This window comes from Oleiphilus sp. HI0067 (assembly GCF_001635735.1).
Genome location: NZ_LWFI01000408.1, coordinates 1 through 821 on the forward strand (window position 1 = coordinate 1; position 821 = coordinate 821).

Annotated in this window: 2 protein-coding genes; one reads left to right on the plus strand and one right to left on the minus strand. The window is 42.2% G+C overall.

Going from position 1 to position 821, the window contains the following annotated elements:
• Positions 1-87: 87 nt before the first annotated feature.
• Positions 88-411: an SAM-dependent methyltransferase gene (locus tag A3739_RS27990; protein WP_082878274.1), complete on the minus strand. Its 324-nt coding sequence runs from the start codon at positions 409-411 to the stop codon at positions 88-90.
• A gap of 174 nt (positions 412-585) precedes the next feature.
• Here A3739_RS27990 and A3739_RS04795 point away from each other — a divergent pair.
• Positions 586-821 (plus strand): glutathione S-transferase N-terminal domain-containing protein (locus A3739_RS04795; protein ID WP_231877010.1); only part of this gene is annotated, 236 nt, incomplete at its 3' end.

The following is an 821-nucleotide window of genomic DNA, read 5'->3' on the forward strand; positions in this document are numbered from 1 at the left end:
TAGCCTTAATTTGCCAGACCGGCCTATATTAAAACGTAAGATCCTGCCTCATAGATTTGAAAGTACTCAGTGAAAATCGGTAAACGCTTAAGTGCGNTANANCACNTNCACGCCTGCAATCACTACAAGATGGCGTTGATCTGCATAGTTTTTGAGTGGCAACTGCTTCGTGTCGGTACAATGGGTTGTCCAATGCCTGTCGGACCTGTCGTTAATAGGGAAGTGTTTTTCTAATGTGTTTTGAAGTGATTCGATAATATCTGGAACGATATCTACAAAATGCACCTGAATACTGCTGTCTATTATAGACATACCTAACAAACCATGATCGCAGCAGCAATCCCATATATGGTCATAGTGATGCAGCCGTGCATGCTGTTTTATCGCACTTAAGCGTTTACCGATTTTCACTGAGTACTTTCAAATCTATGAGGCAGGATCTTACGTTTTAATATAGGCCGGTCTGGCAAATTAAGGCTATGCCAAAATCCTCTACGAGGTTAGTCTATTCCCTCGTGAGTTACACGTAATCAAATAAATCGAAAAATAACCATCATCTATGTGCGACCTTAAGGAAGAAATTAAATGACCGAGTCGATTATTTTACATCACTATGACAAGTCCCCGTATGCAGAAAAAATACGTCTAATGTTTGGCTTGATGAATACCTCTTGGCAATCGCTTCTCTCTCTACCTATTCCTCCGCGCCCAAATCTAGACCCATTAACGGGCGGGTACCGACGTATTCCTGTAGCGCAAATTGGTGCGGATCTTATCTGCGATACCGGCTTAATTGCTCAGGAAGTTTCTTGCCTAACTGG